17 protein-coding genes are annotated in these 17,372 nt (G+C 59.2%); 4 read left to right on the top strand and 13 right to left on the bottom strand.

What is annotated here, in order from left to right:
• Positions 1–5: 5 nt before the first annotated feature.
• The 5 genes from K3166_RS05650 to K3166_RS05630 form a co-directional block, all read right to left on the bottom strand.
• Positions 6–1,007, bottom strand: coding sequence for a P-loop NTPase family protein (locus K3166_RS05650; RefSeq protein ID WP_221423687.1), 1,002 nt, complete (start codon positions 1,005–1,007; stop codon positions 6–8).
• 4 nt (positions 1,008–1,011) lie between these two features.
• Positions 1,012–2,532: an XrtA system polysaccharide chain length determinant gene (locus tag K3166_RS05645; protein ID WP_221423686.1), complete on the bottom strand. Its 1,521-nt coding sequence runs from the start codon at positions 2,530–2,532 to the stop codon at positions 1,012–1,014.
• 14 nt (positions 2,533–2,546) lie between these two features.
• The gene (locus K3166_RS05640; RefSeq protein ID WP_221423685.1) at positions 2,547–3,188 is read right to left on the bottom strand and encodes an XrtA/PEP-CTERM system exopolysaccharide export protein; all 642 of its coding nucleotides are present in this window, start codon (positions 3,186–3,188) and stop codon (positions 2,547–2,549) included.
• 161 nt (positions 3,189–3,349) lie between these two features.
• On the bottom strand, positions 3,350–4,576 hold the full coding sequence (locus K3166_RS05635; RefSeq protein ID WP_221423684.1) for a pyridoxal-dependent decarboxylase, exosortase A system-associated: 1,227 nt from the start codon (positions 4,574–4,576) through the stop codon (positions 3,350–3,352).
• Positions 4,573–6,123, bottom strand: coding sequence for an acyl-CoA ligase (AMP-forming), exosortase A system-associated (locus tag K3166_RS05630; RefSeq protein ID WP_221423683.1), 1,551 nt, complete (start codon positions 6,121–6,123; stop codon positions 4,573–4,575). The genes K3166_RS05635 and K3166_RS05630 overlap by 4 nt, the downstream gene beginning before the upstream one ends.
• On the opposite strand from K3166_RS05630, the gene K3166_RS13440 reads away from it, so the two are divergent.
• From K3166_RS13440 to K3166_RS05610, 4 genes are all read left to right on the top strand, one after another.
• On the top strand, positions 6,116–7,105 hold the full coding sequence (locus K3166_RS13440; RefSeq protein ID WP_247714751.1) for a GNAT family N-acetyltransferase: 990 nt from the start codon (positions 6,116–6,118) through the stop codon (positions 7,103–7,105). The two genes, K3166_RS05630 and K3166_RS13440, sit on opposite strands and share 8 nt — an antisense overlap.
• A 39-nt stretch (positions 7,106–7,144) precedes the next feature.
• Positions 7,145–7,444: an acyl carrier protein gene (locus tag K3166_RS05620; RefSeq protein ID WP_221423682.1), complete on the top strand. Its 300-nt coding sequence runs from the start codon at positions 7,145–7,147 to the stop codon at positions 7,442–7,444.
• A gap of 62 nt (positions 7,445–7,506) precedes the next feature.
• Entirely contained in the window at positions 7,507–8,136 is a 630-nt protein-coding gene (locus tag K3166_RS05615; protein ID WP_221423681.1) for a hypothetical protein, read from the top strand.
• Positions 8,133–8,906, top strand: a complete 774-nt coding sequence (locus tag K3166_RS05610; protein ID WP_221423680.1) for a hydrolase 1, exosortase A system-associated — start codon at positions 8,133–8,135, stop codon at positions 8,904–8,906. The genes K3166_RS05615 and K3166_RS05610 overlap by 4 nt, the downstream gene beginning before the upstream one ends.
• Here K3166_RS05610 and K3166_RS05605 read toward each other — a convergent pair.
• The 8 genes from K3166_RS05605 to K3166_RS05570 form a co-directional block, all read right to left on the bottom strand.
• Positions 8,903–10,099, bottom strand: coding sequence for a class I SAM-dependent RNA methyltransferase (locus tag K3166_RS05605; protein WP_221423679.1), 1,197 nt, complete (start codon positions 10,097–10,099; stop codon positions 8,903–8,905). The two genes, K3166_RS05610 and K3166_RS05605, sit on opposite strands and share 4 nt — an antisense overlap.
• Complete coding sequence (locus tag K3166_RS05600; RefSeq protein WP_247714750.1) at positions 10,096–11,481, bottom strand: NAD(P)H-hydrate dehydratase; 1,386 nt, start codon at positions 11,479–11,481, stop codon at positions 10,096–10,098. The genes K3166_RS05605 and K3166_RS05600 overlap by 4 nt, the downstream gene beginning before the upstream one ends.
• Positions 11,474–11,824 carry a hypothetical protein gene (locus K3166_RS05595; RefSeq protein WP_221423678.1) on the bottom strand — a complete coding sequence of 117 codons (351 nt, stop codon included), beginning with the start codon at positions 11,822–11,824 and terminating at the stop codon, positions 11,474–11,476. The genes K3166_RS05600 and K3166_RS05595 overlap by 8 nt, the downstream gene beginning before the upstream one ends.
• A 47-nt stretch (positions 11,825–11,871) precedes the next feature.
• The gene (gene ilvD, locus K3166_RS05590; RefSeq protein WP_221423677.1) at positions 11,872–13,728 is read right to left on the bottom strand and encodes a dihydroxy-acid dehydratase; all 1,857 of its coding nucleotides are present in this window, start codon (positions 13,726–13,728) and stop codon (positions 11,872–11,874) included.
• 115 nt (positions 13,729–13,843) lie between these two features.
• Positions 13,844–14,569: an N-formylglutamate amidohydrolase gene (locus K3166_RS05585; protein WP_221423982.1), complete on the bottom strand. Its 726-nt coding sequence runs from the start codon at positions 14,567–14,569 to the stop codon at positions 13,844–13,846.
• Positions 14,569–15,375, bottom strand: a complete 807-nt coding sequence (locus tag K3166_RS05580; RefSeq protein WP_221423676.1) for a 4-(cytidine 5'-diphospho)-2-C-methyl-D-erythritol kinase — start codon at positions 15,373–15,375, stop codon at positions 14,569–14,571. Before K3166_RS05580 ends, K3166_RS05585 begins: the two co-directional genes overlap by 1 nt.
• Positions 15,376–15,388: 13 nt before the next feature.
• Complete coding sequence (locus tag K3166_RS05575) at positions 15,389–15,709, bottom strand: hypothetical protein (RefSeq protein ID WP_221423675.1); 321 nt, start codon at positions 15,707–15,709, stop codon at positions 15,389–15,391.
• A gap of 1 nt (position 15,710) precedes the next feature.
• Complete coding sequence (locus K3166_RS05570; protein WP_221423674.1) at positions 15,711–17,357, bottom strand: electron transfer flavoprotein-ubiquinone oxidoreductase; 1,647 nt, start codon at positions 17,355–17,357, stop codon at positions 15,711–15,713.
• Positions 17,358–17,372: the final 15 nt, after the last annotated feature.

Genomic DNA, 17,372 nt, shown 5'->3' with positions numbered 1-17,372 from the left:
CCAGATCACTCCCCATATCCGTAATAACTGCCGAACTTTCGCCCGCTTGGGCTGAACGTGGCGTCGTTGAGAAGGAGGCGGATGTCGGGGCAGGCAGAGAGGAGGTCGATTGCATCCTCCAGGGCAACCTGTCCCGTGGAATCGGCGCGAGCCACCAGCAATGCTTGCCCGACATGCTTGGCCAGTTCGCTAGCCGGAGTTGCGGCAAGCGCCGGAGGACTGTCGAAAACAATCATACGATTGGGCGCGCCGCGCGTCAGGCGGTTCAGCACTTCCCATGTGCGCTCGCTGGCCAGATATTCGCTATCACGGCCAGTCCGCGCACCAGCGCCTAGGACCCAGAGGCCGGGTATATCGGTCCCCACGACATGATCCTCGACATGGGCCGAAGGGTCGGCAAGCACGTCCATAAAACCGGTATCGCTATGAAGCCCGAGCTTCGAGAGAATGGAAGGTTTTCCGAAATCGGCGTCGATGAGCAGGACTTCGCCGTCACGTTCGGCGGCCATCGCCAGAGCAAGGTTCAAAGCGCAGAACGTCTTGCCTTCGTTCGGATGCGGCGAACATACCAAAACCCTGCGCGAAGCGGCGGAGCCCTCGACCTTGGCAGTCGCAAGAACCTGCCGTTTCACAATGCGGAATTCTTCAAGGAGCCGCGACGCGCCGCCATCCGGATCAATCAGTCCCTGATCTCGCAGCAATTCGCGCGCAACTGTTTGTCTGTCGCCAGAGAAAGCCACTGCTGGCACTTCGGCAGGTCGTTCCAACTTCGTAGGCGTGTTTGCGGAAGGCGACGGAACCGGTTGATCGGCAATCGCTGGTTGCTCAGTTACTTTTCGCTTCGAAGCGAACTTCTTCGCCTTGTCGCTCTCCAGCATGACGGGAACCGCCGCCGGGGAAAGGTTGTCGAGACCAAATGCGTCGCTCGCCTTTTCGAGAAGCGAAGCGCGTTTGGCCGATTTTTCCCGATCGTCGGCAGAGATATTGGTGGGCTTGTTCACGCTCATCTCCTCAAGCCACCGAGCCGACTTGGATGATCTCGACCAGCAGCAGCAGAAGACAGATGCCCGCCAAGCCTGCCGATCCGGCCAGGAATTGCTTCAACCGAAGTTTCTCAAGGATGCGGGTTTTTTCCGTTGGCGAACGCGAAACCGTGCCGATTACCGGCAGCTCCAGCGCTTTTTCCAGGCGCTCGGCAGTCGTGAAGCTCGAACGGAGCAAACCCAACATGAACGCAATCCCTGCTCCGGCGAGCAGGCCCGCCAGAAGAACCCCAATCAGCAATATCGGTCGGTTGGGGGCTGCAGGCTTCTGCGGCAGGATCGGCGGATCAATGACGTCGAACTGGAAAGAGTTGCGATTGGTCTCGTAATCTCCCCGCACGCGCATCCTCTCGCGGCTTTGAAGAAGTTCGTCGTATTTCTCTTTCTGGACTTCATAGTCGCGGCTGATACGGCGCGCTTCAGCCGCTACGGCGGGTTCCTGAGCCTGCGATGCAATCAATGCGGAAATATCGGATTGAAGAGCGACCTTACGTGCCTGCAACGCTTGCACGTTAGCCTGACGTTCGGTCCGTATCGAGACGAGCGAGCTATATGCCGGGTTGAGCGAGCCACCAGCATCCGCAGGTTCTGCAGCCGTCTGGCGACGAAGTGCTTCGACCTGCCGCGTCTGAGAAATCACGTCGGGGTGGTTGTCAGTCAGTCCGCGGGATCTCATGCTCGAAAGCTGTGCCTCGGCCTGCATCAATGCACCGCGTGCGCCGCCGCCCGAACCGGGCATGACGATTGTGCGCGGCGTGCCGGCAATCTGACCGTTGATTGCTGCTAAAGCGCTTTGAGCGGCAGAAATATCGGCATCCACATTACGCATTTCACTGCGCATGTTCTGCAATCGCAAAGCGCTGGCCCCCGCTCCCACAACAGCTTCTGGATTAGCGGCTTCAAACGCAAGGCGGCGTTGCTCGATCGTCTCGAGCTCTTTCTTGCGCTCTTCGAGCTGCTGCTCGAGGAAGATCATCGTCTGCGCCACGTCTCCGCGGTTGTCGGCGATGTTCTGTTCGCGGAACAGGTCGATCATCCGCTGGACGACTTCCTGGGAAAGCTTGGCATTTTCTGCGTCAGACAAGCTGCCCTGCCCGATGGTCGCAGTGATTTCGAACAGATTGTCCTGTTGCAGGCTGACTCGGATCTTGTCCGACAGGTTGGCGATCGCCGACTGCATCTCGATATCGGTCTGGACCTTGTCACCTAGCTGGGTCGACCGGATGATTTTTTCCAGATTGTTCGCGCTGGTCAGGGTTTGGCGGACGCGAGTAATCGCCTCTTCACCGCCGTTGGCAATGTCGAGTTCCTCACCCAGTACATCGTCAAGCTCGACGAAAATGCGGGCGCGGCTCTCATAGCTGTTCGGGATCATTGCCACGGCCAGCCATCCAAGCACGCAAACGGCCCAGGCCACCGCCAAGGCTATCCAGCGGCGGTTCCAGATCGTGTGCAGCGCGCTGCGAAACTGGTCGATAATGTCCTGCATGCCCCCGCTCTTCCTTAGAAGGCGCTTTCGGGAATGATGATGACGTCTCCGGGACGCAGCAGAACATTGGCGTCGCTGTCGCCCCGCTTGAGCAGATCAGTCAGGCGCAGCGCATATTCACGCTGTGTGCCCGCCTCCTTATCGAAACGGATCAGCTTGGAACGGTTGCCCGCGGCAAATTCGCTCAATCCACCGACCGAGATCATGGCATCAAGCACGGTCATGTTTGCACGGTATGGAAGCGAAGCAGGCTTCTCTGTCGCACCGACAATGCGAATTTGCTGACTGAAGGTGCCAGCAAACTCGTTTACGATGACCGATACAAGCGGATCTTCGATATACTGGCTCAGCTGGAGACGGATATCTTCTTCCAGCATGGACGGCGTTTTGCCGACGGCTGGCAGATCCTTGACCAAGGGGATCGTGACACGCCCATCAGGACGAACCTGGATCTTCTCGGCCCCGAGTTCGGGATTGCGCCAGACGTGGATGGTCAACTCGTCGAGAGGACCGATTACGTATTCTTCGCCGGGCTCTTCCTGCAAGGCGACAAAAGTCGCCGGTGGCAGTTCGTCACCGCCGGTGGTCGCGCAGCCGCCCAGCGAAAGGCCGGCGCAAAGCACGGCAATCGAGGCAGTGAAACGGATCGAACGCATTCGCAAATTCCCTGTCGTAACCTGCACGGCACACACATTGCACGCCGCGCACTATTCCCAATTTCACATGCCGTGTTGCCGGAAAAAGGTGAACATACCGTTAGTCATAGGTGTCGGAAGCCGCGGAATCGCTTGGCTTTACCACGAAAATCGCAGGCGTCTCAAATCAGGACTTCTTTTGCAGGCCCTTGTCCAAGAAATGCGCTTGGAGAGGCGCTGGCGCCGTATGCACCGGCGCAGAACACGGCAACGAGGTCGCCTACCTCGGCCCGGGGCAGATGCGCCTTGTCCGCCAATCGGTCCAGCGGAGTGCACAGGCAGCCGACAATGTTAGCAATTTCAGTAGGTTCTGACCCGAAGTGCGATGCGATTGCTACCGGATAGTTCCGCCTTACAACGGTCCCGAAATTGCCCGACGCCGCCAATTGATGATGGAGGCCACCGTCAGTTACGAGATAGGTCTCCCCGTGGCTTACTTTCCGGTCGATGATCCGCGTCAGGTACACCCCAGCCTCGCCCACCAGATACCTGCCAAGTTCAATGAAAAGCTCCGCGCCATCGAGGCTTTCTGGTAGATTCTCCAGTCTCTTAGAGAGCGAATGACCAACAGATTCTATGTCCAGTGCGGTGTCACCGGCGAAATAGGGAATCCCGAAACCCCCGCCCATATTGAGTTTCGGCAGTTTCAATCCTGCCTCTTTGGCAATCCTGTCCGCCAGATCGAGGATATTGTTCTGAGCCTCAATTACGGCATCCGCCCCTAGCGCCTGGGATCCGGTAAAAATGTGTAACCCGCGCCACTCGCAGCCTGCATCGGTAATTTCCTTCGCGAGTTTCGGCACACGTTCCGCATCGATTCCGAAGGGTTTCGCACCGCCACCCATTTTCATTCCAGAGCCTTTGAGCTCGAAATCGGGATTAACCCGGATCGCAAGCCGCGGTGTGATGCCAAGCCGCTCGCCAATGGCCAAGGCGCGCGCCGCCTCGTTTTCGCTTTCGAGATTGAGGGTTGCTCCGGCAGCAATCGCAGCCTCCAGCTCCGCATCCCGCTTTCCGGGCCCGGCGAAACTGATACGCTCGCCTGCGATACCCAGTGCCTGGAGTATTTCGAGCTCTCCGCCCGAAGCGATATCAAGCCCTTCAACTTCTTTGGATATGAACTCAAGAAGTGGTGCAAAGCTATTGGCTTTTATAGCATAATTGACCTTTATCCTGCCCGGCATAGCGCCCCGCAGGTGGGCCATTCTTTGAGCAATCAGGTCTTTTGAATAAACGAATAACGGAGTCCGGCCCGCCTCTTCGACAAGCTGGGAGACGCGCCTCCCACTGATCGCGAGCTCGCCATCAATTGCCGAATAGCCTTCGGGAATCGGACCCACCGGTTTCATGCCCCAAGTTCCTTTGCCAGCGCAGCGCGGTCAATCTTGCCGTTGGGATTGATCGGCATCGTCTCACGCCAATGAATGGCGTGGGGTTGCATGAAATTGGGTAGCTCACGGGCCAAGAGGCGCTTCAGTTTCGTTTCCACACCTGCCTCCTCTGCAGATTTCGCCCTGAGGACAAGGTGGATCGCTTGGCCAAGCGCGTAGTCAGGGACGCCGATTGCGACCGCTTCAGCGACGAGATTGGTCGCCATGGCAGCGCTTTCGATCTCGTGAGGACTTATTCGGTTGCCTGAGCTCTTGATCATCGCATCGCGGCGGCCGACAAAATACAAAAGGCCATTCGCATCACGCCGAACCCGGTCGCCCGACCAGACAGCAGTTCCCCCGTATGCCGAAGCAACTGGAGCGGGTCTGAACCGCTCCGCAGTACGCTTTGAGTCATTCCAGTACCCTTGCGCCACCAGCGGCCCGCAATGAACGAGTTCCCCCTCCGCACCCGGTTCGGCAATCTTGCCCTGATCATCAATCACCAGGATCTCTGCGAAAGGGATCGCTGTCCCCATAGACGTCGGATGCTCCATCACCAGATCCGGGTCGAGAAAGGTCGAGCGGAATGCTTCGGTCAGGCCATACATCGGAAAAATTCGAGTTTTCGGGAATATACCGCGCAAACTTGTGATCAATTCGGGCGTCAATGCGCCGCCGCTATTAGTGATCCTCCGCATCGAGCGGCTCGCATCTTCTGACCATTCAATCTCGCACAGTTGCACCCACAAAGGGGGAACTGCAGCAAGCGTGGTGACGCGATGCTTTGCACAGGCTTTCGCCACGTCTTTCGGGAACAGGTAATCCAGCGGCACGGCGCAGCCACCGGCGTACCACGTGCTGAGCAATTGGCTTTGCCCATAGTCGAAGCTTAGCGGAAGCACCGCAAGCGTTACATCGTCGCTGGCCATGCCGAGGTAATGGGCCACGGAAACGGCGCCGAGCCAGAGGTTCGCGTGACTAAGCATCACGCCCTTGGGCCGTCCGGTAGATCCGCTGGTGTACAGTATGGCGGCAAGATCAGCCGGATCATGGCTGGATGGTTTGAGGGACCGTCCGTGATCCACCGCCATCGGAAAGATATCTTCTTCGGAAACAAGTTCGCAGCTGTCCGCTGCATCGCCGACCTGAAGCGATTTCAGGCGGGCTGGCGTGGCAATCAACCCCGCTGAACCGCTGTCCTCGAGGATATGGGCCACCTGCGCGCGCTTCAGCAGGGGATTGATGGGAACATGAACTACCCCTGCTCTGGCCGCCGCCAAAGGCATCAGGCAGGTCAATTCACCCTTGGCTGCCCATGTTGCAATGCGCTGTCCATGGTCGAATCGATCCGCAAGCCATCCAGCGAGGAGGCTGACTCGCTCACGCAGCTCGCCGAAAGTCAGCGTCCGATCGCGAAGCACCAGCGCCCGCGCCTGTGCATCGCCGCGCTCCGCCAGTTGATCCAGTGGATAGGGCATGGGATCAGGCTGCAAATTTCCGGTCGGGGGATATCCGGTGGTCATCAGTGTCAGCTATCACGACACCGTTACGAAACTGCAAGAGGTGTCGCATGAACCCGCGGGACCTTTCGACCGCTTTGATTGGTATGCGCTTTTACAGGATTACGGGACCAGGCCGGTAATCGCACTGGGTGAAAGCGAATACAGGCGGGTCGCGCTTCCTCTGATGGAAGGCCCCAACGGCCTGGAAAGCCTGTCGAACTGGTTCACCTTCTCCTGGCGGATTTGGGGCAGCAATGACGAATGGGCTGACGAAACGCTTAGGGCCATCGCAAGGGACCTCAGGAAACGAACCCGTCGGATCGATCTTCGACTTGTGCCTGGAGAAGACGATTGCGTGGACCGTCTGCAATCAGCGTTTCGGTCGGCCGGCTGGATGGTGTTCCGCAAACCCTGCGATGAAAATCATATCCTATACGTCGATGGTCGAAGTTTTGCCGAGTACTGGTCCTACAGATCCGGCCAGATGCGCACTACCCTCAAGCGTAAAGGCAAGAAGGTCGATATCGAGATAGATACGGTATTTCATGAAGATAATTGGCGTATTTATCAGGATATCTACGCCAAAAGCTGGAAACCTTCCGAGGAACGAGAAGACCTCCTCGAAGCGTTCGCTCGCCGCGAAGGCGAACTTGGGCACCTGCGTCTCGGCATCGCGAGAGCAGATGGCAAACCGGTCGCCGCGCAATTCTGGACCGTGGAGAAGGGCACCGCCTACATCCACAAGCTTGCCCATATCGAGGAGGCGAATCCGCTGTCGGCAGGCACGACTTTGACTGCCGCCATGTTCGAGCATGTAATAGACACTGATAAGGTGACCCTGGTCGACTTCGGCACAGGCACTGATGCATATAAAAGCGACTGGATGGAGCATCGCCGACCACGCTACGCCCTCACCTGCCTCGATTGGCGCCAGCCTTCGTCCTGGGGCGCGATCATCAAGCAGTCCATACGCCGCCTTGCACCGCAGAAACTGCGCAGCTAAGGCGACAGCCGCTTTTCAGCAGGGAATGTTTTGATACCTATGTCCGAGACCGCAACAGCCGAGGCCACCGGGCCGAGCCGCAGCTCGATCGATACGACGCTGCGCGGTATCTTGTGTGACGTCCTGGCGCTGGATGCGCAGCAGGTCGAGGAGTTTGACGGCGACACCGGCTTGTTCGGACACCTTCCCGAACTGGATTCCATGGCCGTAGCGACGCTTCTGACCGAAATGGAAGATCGTCTTGCGATCATCATCGAAGATGATGACGTCGACGGTGAAATGCTGGAAACATATGGCGGCCTACTGGCCTTTGCCGAAGCCAAGATCATCGAAGGCTGAGCCGCAATCATATGTACGAAAGCTGGCCTGCCCCCCTCTGTGATGGTGGGACAAGCGAGGAAATGGCTTACATCGCCAAAGGTTCTGGCTCCAGCAGACTGTTGATACTCCCGCCGCTATTCGATGAGGCCAACAAGCTGCGGCGGCTGCTTTTCGGGGTCGCGCAGCAATTATCCGAACAACACATCACCAGTGTCATTCCTGACCTTGGAGGCTGGAATGAAAGCCTTGCCGCCCAGGGCAATCAGACGCTTTCGGGTTGGCAGCATGCCGCACAAGCGGCAGCTGTCCAATTCAATGCTACTCACGTGCTTGCGGTACGCACGGCGTCAATTCTGGCGCCTCGGTCCTTGCCAGGCTGGGTCTACGCCCCTGCCGCTCCTTCCCAGACGCTTCGCACGATGGCCCGCGCGCAAAGTCTTGCGGCAAGCGAAGCGGGCTCTCCGCGCAGTGCGTCGGAAATTGTCGAGACTGCCGCGCGCTCTGGCGGTCTGATTGCTGGCTGGGACCTTGGAGGGGACATGGTGCGCGAATTGATTGAAGCGACGGACGCCACCTCGGCAACCCACGCAGAAATCGCACATGCGCAAGTCGCCGGAAGCCCTCCTTGGCTACAGTCGGAATCATCCGACAGCGCCAGGCAAGCCGCGTCAATCGCTGCCATCATCGCAAGCGAGCTCGCAGCAAAATGAGCCGCCACCACCTCGCTTTTCATTGTAGCGGACTGAACCTCGCCGGGACGCTCGACAATGCACCGGGCACGTCCGGATTGCTTATTGTGACGGGCGGTCAGGAACCGCGAGCTGGTGCCTTTGGCTGGCAATCTCGCCTCGCCGCAGAAGTGGCCAAGGCAGGCTTTCCGGTGTTCCGCTTTGATCGCCGCGGGATTGGCGATAGCGACGGTGAAGACCGCGGCTATCTCAAGTCACGCAAGGATATCGCGGCGGCCCTGCAATCTTTCCGCGCCCTTGCCCCGCAAATGTCACGTGTGGTCGGTTTCGGGAATTGCGATGCCGCAACTGCGCTGGCGATCGCAGGGGGAGCGGGTTGCGACCGGCTCGTGCTGAGCAATCCGTGGACACTTGCCGATCATGATGATGCGTTGCCCCCGCCCTCGGCAGTTCGCTCGAGGTATCGCGGTAAGCTGGTCGACCCGAGTGAAATCTGGCGTCTGCTGACCGGCGGAGTGGATTTCCGCAAGCTGAAGAATGGTCTCAAACAGGCTTCCAGTATTGGGACCAGTACATCGCCGCTGACCGAGGAAATGAAGGCCGGCCTCGAGGCTTTCAGTGGGCAAATCCGGTTCCTGCTGGCCGAGAACGACCGTACAGCACAGATCTTTGCAGAGCACTGGGGTCCCGATGAGCGGATACATCTCTGCTCGGGTTCAGGGCACTCCTATGCAGAGCCGCACGCGAGAGAATGGCTGCTAGCCCAGGTCTTGGAAGCGCTGCGCCGCTAGCGGGTAAAGAGGCTGGTCAGCTCGACGTGGGTCGACCAGCGGAACTGCCCGACGGGACGCAATTTCTCGATCCGGAAGCCCGCCTCGACCAATGTCTTCGCATCGCGCCCCCAACTTGAGGGATTGCAGCTGACATAGACCACACGGTTTACCTCGCTCGCTGCAATTTGAGCGACCTGTTCCCGTGCTCCTGCTCGCGGCGGATCAAGAAGAATGGCCGAGAAACGCGAAATCTCGGCGCTCTCCAGCGGATTGCGGAACAAGTCGCGGTGCATCGCGTGAACCGGCAACCGGCGGGCATTTGCCGCGCCCTTGCAAGCCAGATGGGCATCGCGGGCAGCCTCGACCGCCAGCACCTTGGCAGGATCGGCGAGTGCAAAAGCAAAGGTTCCGAGACCTGAAAACAGGTCGGCAATAGTCTGCGCACCGCTTAACCAGTCGCGCGCATCGGCAAGCAGTGCAGCTTCTCCGTCGCGGGTCGGCTGCAGAAACGCGCCAAACGTCAAAGGCACCGCGACCCCGCCCAAGGTCACCGTAACCGGTTCGGGCTCCCACACCGTTTCAGGTCCGTAACCCTGGTCGAGCGAAAGGCGCGCCAGAGAATTGGCTTTTGCAAATTCCAGCATTTCTTCGGTTGCCTGAAGTCCAGAAGTCTCGATGCCCTTGATCGCGCAATCGATCCCTTGGTCCGCCAGGGTCAGGGCAATATCAACCGGACCCTTGCCGGCATATTTCGCGATCAGATTGCGACATGGCGCGACCAGCGCGAACAGTTCGGGTGCGAGCACAGGGCATTCCCGCATATCGACGATCCGATTGCTGCGTCCTTCGCGGAAACCAAGGACAGCGCCCTTGCCCGCCCGCTGGCCATGCAAAGTGGCACGGCGCCGGCTCAGTGGCGGGGACAGGTGGGTCGCGAGCAGTTCGCCAACCTCCAGGTCCTGGCCCTCCGCAGAGAGCGCAACCCGCTCCGTCACGAAGCGGCGCAACGCATCATCGTCGGCTTGCTGCAACTGGCAGCCGCCGCACTTGCCGAAATGACGGCAGGGTGGCTCGACATGGTGCGGTCCAAGCGTGATCGAACCGTCCGGCGCGACGACGTCACCGGTGACCGCTCCGGAGATATGCCTGCCAGACGCGGTGACGCCATCACCCTTGGCTGCAATGCGCAATATCGTCTCAGTTTCGCTCACAAAAATGCTCCAAAGGCTTGCCCTACCGCGCCGGCAAGATCGCTCGCGCAAAAAGCCGGGCCTGATCTGCGCGCAGCCTCGTTATGCAGCCAGACTGCCTCCTGCGAGGCTGCCAGCGGATCGTGATGATGAGCGAAGCGTGAGGCCAATATGCCGGCCAATACATCGCCTGAACCGGCGACGGAAAGCCAACTTGAGCCGCGCGGGAAAAAGATCGTCCGTCCGGACCCGGTCAGGATCGTATCCGGTCCTTTCGCCAGAACAGTCACGCCTGCCGCATCATGCAAAGCCCTCGCTCTGCCAAGTTTGTCCAGCGCCGTGACGTCAAACGCTTTGCACAGCGCCGCCAATTCGCCTTCGTGCGGCGTCACGATTATCCTGGCTGGATTGATGCCAGACAAAGATGCCCTGTCGAGCAGGTGGAGCGCATCTGCATCGATGACGCAGCGTTTCCCGCTTGAAAGAACAGCCTGCAATTGTTCGCGTGATTGCCGTGTCCGGCCGAGCCCCGGTCCGGCCAGAACACAGCCTATACGCTCGTCAGACAGCAACTCATCAAGATCGCCCGATTCCAGAACCAGATCAGCGGGAGCATCAGGGTGCGAGTGATCACCAAGCAGTTTTACGTAACCGGCGCCTGATCGCATCGCTGCCATGCTCGCAAGCAGGCCAGCGCCCGGCATTTCACCTTCAACAACAGCAACCAGACCGCGCTTGTATTTGTGCGTGTCAGCAGCCGGTATTGCGAAGGATGGGCGATGCGATAGCTCGGCAGCCCCTTCCATCATCGGCAAAGCGAGCGGGACAAGCCGTTTGATGCCCATGATAGCGGCTGCCGGCATCAGGAAATGTGCCGGTTTCCAGGCGCCCAATGCCAATGTCAGGTCATAATCAACGCATGGGCCTAGCAACTTGCCATCATCACTCGCCACCGAACTGGGCACATCTATAGCTATTTTAAAACAATTAGATGACTTGAGCTCTTCAAGCAATTTCGTGAAGTCACCGCTGACTTCCCGATCAAGTCCATAGCCAAACAGGCAATCCACCACGACCGGTGCCGCAAGCGATCCGCTGGGTACCACGGTGCCCCCGAATTTCGTCTTCGCCGTCGAGGCAGTTTCGGTCTTAGGATCGATGGGCGCGATTACCGTTACGTTGTATCCGTCCATCCGCAGGGTTTCGGCAATCACATAACCGTCGCCGCCATTGTTTCCGGGTCCGCAAAGGACCGTCACCGGGCGACCCGCAGCCATCCGGCTTACCCATAGCGCAGCGCCTGTGCCAGCGCGGTGCATCAATTCCCACTCACTGGTGCCATGGTCCATGACGGCTTGCTCGGCCGCCCGCATCTGAGCGACGGTCAGGACAGGATCACTCATCAAGCGGCTCTTTCCACCTGTACCGGTCACCTTCGATGGTCAGCACGACCCAATCTCCATCCCGCTCACTCAAAGAAACGGCTGCTCCGTCGTGAGCCTCAAAACCGGTCGGACTCTCAGAAAGTGCTAATAGACGAAAGCCGCCATCCGGATGACGGACCACGAACTTCGTGTCGGTCCCGGCCTCCGCTTCAACCAAAAAGCATTCGGATGAAAATTTCTCCGTCCCGCCGAGCGCGCATTCGACCGAGACGCCGCCCTGCTCGGCGACCTCTGGTGCTGGGGCCGGTTCGGATGAGCACGCGCCCATCCAGATTGCCGCGAAAATGACTGTTTTGCGCATGAACCACGCGCTGCCACTTCAGCGTCTCGATCGCAAGCTTGTCGGCCTTAGCGCCGCTTCAGCTGAGAAACATCGCGGATCGCACCCTTCGCCGCAGATGTCGTCATTGCGGCGTAAGCCTGAAGGGCTGGCGAGATCGCCCGGTCCCGCTTGCTCACAGGCATCCAGGCCGTGTCTCCCTTGGCATCCATTGCCGCGCGGCGGCGATCCATTTCCGCGTCGCTGACGGCAAGGTGGATAGTGCGGTTCGGGATATCGATCTCGATGCGGTCACCATCTTCCACCAGCGCAATTGCGCCGCCCTCAGCTGCTTCTGGAGAGACATGGCCTATGGACAGGCCGGAAGTTCCGCCAGAAAACCGGCCGTCGGTCAGGAGTGCGCAGGCCGCACCGAGGCCCTTCGATTTGAGATAGCTGGTGGGATAGAGCATCTCTTGCATCCCGGGCCCGCCGCGTGGTCCCTCATAGCGGATCACGACGACATCGCCCTCGACCACCTGCTCGGTCAGGATAGCGGTGACGGCATCGTCTTGGCTTTCATAGACCTTCGCAGAACCGGTGAATTTGAGGATGCTCTCGTCCACGCCGGCGGTTTTAACAATGCAGCCGTCACGGGCGATATTGCCATAGAGCACTGCCAGGCCGCCATCCTGACTAAAAGCATGTTCTGCGCTGCGGATCACACCATTTTCGCGGTCGGTATCCAGCGATTCCCAGCGACGCGACTGGCTGAACGCAGTCTGCGTGGGGACGCCGCCCGGTGCAGCGGAGAAGAATTCGCGAACCTTGTTGTTCTTGGTGCGACCGATGTCCCAGTCATCCAGGGCATCGCCCATCGTTGGGCTGTGGACCGTGGGAAGCGCGGTATGCAGCAAGCCAGCTTTCTCGAGCTCACCAAGGATCGACATGATCCCGCCCGCACGGTGCACGTCCTCCATGTGAACATCGTCCTTGGCCGGGGCTACCTTGGACAGGCATGGCACCTTGCGGCTCAGGCGGTCGATATCTTCCATGGTAAAATCGACTCCAGCTTCGTGCGCAGCTGCGAGCAGGTGCAAGACGGTGTTGGTCGAACCGCCCATCGCTATATCGAGGCTCATCGCATTCTCAAACGCTTCAAAACTCGCGATTGTCCGGGGCAAGACGCTCTCGTCGTCCTCCTCATAGTACCGTTTCGCGAGAGTGACGACGAGCCGCCCTGCCCTTTCGAACAAGCCCTGCCTGTCGGCGTGGGTCGCGAGGGTCGAGCCATTGCCCGGAAGCGACAGCCCAAGCGCCTCGGTCAGGCAATTCATGGAATTTGCCGTGAACATCCCTGAACACGAACCGCAGGTCGGACAGGCCGAGCGTTCGATTTCCAGCACCTGTTCGTCGGTATAGGATTCGTCGGCCGCCGCGACCATCGCATCTACGAGATCGAGCGCCTTTTCCTTGCCGTCCCAGACCACCTTTCCGGCTTCCATTGGACCGCCAGAAACGAACACGGCCGGGATGTTGAGGCGCATCGCGGCCATCAGCATGCCAGGTGTGATCTTGTCGCAGTTGGAAATGCAGACCATCGCATCGGCGCAGTGGGCGTTGACCATATATTCGACGCTGTCTGCAATCAGATCACGGCTGGGGAGCGAATAGAGCATCCCGTCGTGGCCCATCGCGATGCCATCATCGACTGCGATGGTATTGAATTCCTTGGCGACGCCGCCCGCTTGTTCGATCTGGCGAGCTACCAATTGGCCCAGATCCTTGAGGTGAACGTGTCCCGGCACGAACTGGGTGAAGCTGTTGACCACGGCAATGATGGGCTTGCCGAAATCTTCGTCCTTCATGCCCGTCGCGCGCCATAGCCCTCGGGCGCCGGCCATATTGCGGCCATGGGTGGTAGTACGTGAACGATAGGCAGGCATGGCAATCCTCGCGGTCTGGAGCTTTCACTCCTAGCAGACAGATCACCGGAGCATAACGGGTATCACGCGGCAGAATTACCGCAGATTGCCCAAGCTCGCCTTTAGACGCCGGAAGTCAGACCTCGAGAGCGACACGCCCCATGACGTCGGCAAGCATGACCGCCCAGCGGGCCTGCCCGGCCTTGTTGGCGATATGGTCCTGCCGGATCTCGACAGTGCAATAGGGAATGCCTGCGGCCTCCGCATGACGGTCCATTGTCGCGTTAAGCTGCTTGCCCGAATATGGCACGTTGTCGCCCACGGTGAGGCCCTGTTCCGAAAAGAGCCTGATTGCATGGCGGGCCGCCCGATCATCCTGGTTGTGAAGCAGCGACACTTCCCACGGCCGCTCTTCATCGCTTGTTTCAAGTGATGGCGTAAAGCTATGTAAAGCTACGATCATTCGCGGCTTGGCCTTCTCGATCAATTTGGACATGGCTTCGTGATATGGCCGGTGGAAACGATTGAGGCGATCTTCCACGTCCGCACCGATGTTCCCGGCAATCAGACGGCCATCGCTTTCCGTCGGGACAACGGCGCGATCATCTTCATTGCGGTGGAAATCACAAACGAGCCGGCTGACGCAGGCGATGTGAGCGGGGATACCGTGCCGCCGGGCCAGCCGGTCGGCAATACCTTCCACCCCGATGTCGACAGCGATATGCTGGTCAAGCAGCGAGCGGTCGATGCCAAGTTCGATATCGTCAGGCACGAAATTCGATGCGTGGTCGGCTACACAAAGTAGACCGCCGGTTCGCAGGTCGTCTGTGCCGACCTGGCGATAGGGCAAATTGTCGATCATCATCGAAGAGCGCCTCTTAATTGCCACCATCCCGGCTGCTTTGCGGCAATCCAGTCGGCTGCCGCATCTCTGGCGGCAAAATCCTTGAACAGCGCAAAACACGTCGCGCCCGAGCCCGACATACGGGCGAGGAACGGGTCTGTTCCGCGCAGTTCATCAAGTACCCGGGCAATAACTGGGCAAAGTTCGATCGCGGGCGCTTCAAGGTCGTTGCGCCCCGCCTTTGCAATTTGAACCACCGTGCCGCCAGGCATTGGCCCGCGGTCCTTGCCATCCCATTGCTTGAACACAGGTCCCGTGGCCAAAGCCTCCCTAGGGTTCACCAACAGGACCGGGGTGCCGGCTAGGCTATCATCGGCACGCTCCAGATGCGTGCCGATCCCTCGGCCAATGCAAGTCCTGCTCTCGATACAGGCCGGAACATCAGCCCCCAAGGAGGCCGCACGTTCCTGCCAATCTTCCGGGAGGCTGAACATCTCACGCACGATGCGGAATACCGCTCCAGCATCCGCCGAACCGCCACCAAGGCCCGCTGCAACCGGCAGGTTCTTCTCCAAAGATACTGAAAGGCCGCTTGCTCGCGGCAGCTTGCCAAGCGCCTTGGCGACAAGATTATCCAGTGGATTGTCGAGGGCCGAAGCAAACTCGCCGAAGTTCTGCACCCGGTCCACATCGGCAATCGTCGCTGTCAGGACATCGCCTGAATCGACGAACGCGAAGACGGTTTCCAACTCATGATAGCCATCCTCGCGCCGCCTGCGGACATGCAGCGCGAGGTTGATTTTTGCGTAGGCGGTTTCGTGCAAGGTCTTTCCGGGCTCAATCAATTACAGCAGAATCTTCGCGCCAGATGATGCGGTCGCCCCAATACCTGATGCTTTTCGGTTCAGGCGAGCAAATGATTTCGAACCAGAAAACGTCGTTCCAAATCTCTTGAGTCCCCGAAGTGATGCCGCAGACACTTAGACTAGTGCCCTCCTGCTCGGCGATTTCTACGCCCCACCACATTTCATGCGAGGCAATATTAACGCGGACGAGGCCATCGTCCCACTCACCACGAGGCACGTAGCTAGCGGAATAGCGCCCTTCAGGACCTTCAAAGCTCGCTTCGAACGGTGGTGGGAGCGGAATACGTGCCATCTCACATATTCGGATAGTTCGGTCCGCCGCCGCCTTCGGGCGTGGTCCATTCGATGTTCTGGTTCGGGTCCTTGATATCGCAGGTCTTGCAGTGGACGCAGTTCTGCGAATTGATCTGGAACCTTGGCTCCTGGCCCTCTTCCTCGATCCATTCGTAGACGCCTGCCGGGCAATACCGCGTCGATGGTCCGGCGAATACTTCCAGCTCGCTTTCTCGCTGCAATTCACGGTCGCAGACCTGTAGGTGGACTGGCTGGTCCTCGGCATGATTTGTATAACTGTAGGCGACGTTGGTCAGGCGGTCGAAGCTGAGCACGCCGTCGGGCTTGGGATACGCGATCTTCTTGTGAAGATCGGCACGCTCGAGCGTTTCATAGTCTCGGTGGTGCTTCATCGTGAAGGGAAGCCCGATCTTGAGCGTTCGCATCCACATGTCGGCTCCTGCCAGGATCGTACCGATATCGCCGCCGAATTTGGCCACGGCGGGCTGGGCATTCTTCACCAGCTTGAGCTCATCCGCGATCCAGCTTGCTCGCACGGCGGCATCATAGTCCATCAGCTCAGTATGCTCGCTTCCCGCGGCAACAGCGCTAGCTATGCTTTCGGCTGCCAGCATCCCGCTCTTCATGGCGGTGTGGCTGCCCTTGATGCGCGGCACGTTCACAAAGCCAGCCGCACAGCCGATCAGCGCCCCTCCCGGGAAAGCAAGCTTCGGGACACTCTGCCAACCACCCTCATTAATGACGCGTGCGCCATAGGCCACGCGCTTGCCGCCTTCGAGCAGTTCAGCAATCGCCGGGTGATGCTTGTAACGCTGGAATTCCTGATACGGCGAAACGTAAGGGTTCTTGTAATCAAGCGACGTCACGAAGCCGATCGCAACCTGTCCGGCGGCCTGGTGGTAGATGAAACCGCCGCCCCACGTATCGCTCTCCGACAGGGGCCAGCCCTGCGTATGGATCACCTTGCCCGGCTCGTGCTTGGCGGGATCGACGTCCCACAATTCCTTGATTCCGAGGCCGTATACCTGCGGCTGGCAATCCGCCTCAAGGTCGTATTTCGCCTTCATTTTCTTGGTCAGGTTGCCGCGGGCACCTTCTGCGAACAGTGTATACTTGGCGTGGATTTCCATCCCCGGCTGGTAATCGCCCTTGTGACTGCCATCCTCCGCGATGCCCATGTCCTGCGTGACGACACCGGTCACCGCACCCTTATCGTCGAACAAGACTTCCGATGCGGGGAAGCCCGGGAAAACCATGACGCCCATACCTTCGGCCTGCTCGCCCAGCCAGCGCGACAAGTTGCCAAGCGATCCGGTGTACTTGCCCTTGTTCGACATGAAGGGCGGCATCATGAATTCTGGAAGGTCGGATTTGCCGTTGGCGGACAGAACCCAATGATGATTTTCGGTCACCGGCGTTTGCGCCATCGGGCAGTCCATATCGCGCCACTCGGGCAGGAGTTCGTCCAAGGCCTTGGGATCTACGACTGCGCCCGAGAGAATGTGCGCCCCGATTTCGCTGCCTTTTTCGAGGACAACGACTTCCAGTTCCTCGTTGATCTGTTTCAACCGGATCGCCGCAGCGAGGCCGGCAACGCCGCCCCCGATGATGACGACGTCGCAGGGCATGGATTCACGTTCGCTCATGTCTCTCTCTTTTCG

This window comes from Qipengyuania psychrotolerans, from assembly GCF_019711355.1.
In the GTDB taxonomy this organism is placed as follows: domain Bacteria; phylum Pseudomonadota; class Alphaproteobacteria; order Sphingomonadales; family Sphingomonadaceae; genus Qipengyuania; species Qipengyuania psychrotolerans.
The sequence above is the reverse complement of the archived record's forward strand: the minus strand, read 5'-3'. Positions and strand labels throughout refer to the sequence as shown.